Here is a 757-nt window from a genome sequence, read left to right on the forward strand (position 1 = left end):
CCGGGGACTACAAGGTGAGGCTACAGTACACCTTGCCGGGGGGCATAAAAGGCAGTAACCAGGTATTTAAGTACAACAACCCCTTTTAAGAACGAGCAATGATGAGAAAGAGCCATAACATAAAGGACCTTATAAAGGGGATGGGCACAAGGATATTGTCACCGGTAACGGTGATGCTTATCACATGTACGGCCTGGGGGCAGTATACCCAAAAAGATACCACTGCGGCCGAAGCCCGGACAGTTGTCATGTCCCGGCCACAAAAACAGGGCAGGATATTGTTGCGTTGGGCGGTGACCACCCCCATGGCCTGGCGAAAGGCCAACCGGTACGGGTACCAGCTGAAACGTTATACCGTGACCCGGGATGGACAGACCCTTTCCGCCCCGGAAGAAAAAGACCTGGGGGTGCTTTTGCCCCGGCCACTGGAGAGCTGGGCAGACCTTATCGAAAGGGACGACAATGCAGCCGTGGTGGCCCAGGCGCTATACGGGGAACAGTTTGAAGTGGAAGGCCAGGATGAACTCTCGGCCATCGTGAACCTCTCCGAGGAGCAACAGCAGCGCTTTTCCTGGGCACTCTATGCGGCCGACCAAAGTTTTCAGGCGGCCCTTATGGCCGGATGGGGGTATGAGGACACCCAGGTAAAGGAAAATGAAAAATACCTCTATAAGGTCACCCCACTGGTCCCCGGGGACATCCTGAGGGTTGAAGAAGGCGGGGTGTTCACCGGGCTTTCCGATTACGGGCCCTTGCC

The 757-nt window shown here is 55.7% G+C and carries 1 pseudogene; it reads left to right on the forward strand.

Annotated elements, in window-relative coordinates:
- Positions 1-101: 101 nt before the first annotated feature.
- A pseudogene (locus OOZ15_RS19930) lies at positions 102-757 on the forward strand (hypothetical protein); the annotation flags it as partial.

The organism is Galbibacter kalidii (assembly GCF_026241135.1).
Classification (GTDB): Bacteria; Bacteroidota; Bacteroidia; order Flavobacteriales; family Flavobacteriaceae; genus Galbibacter.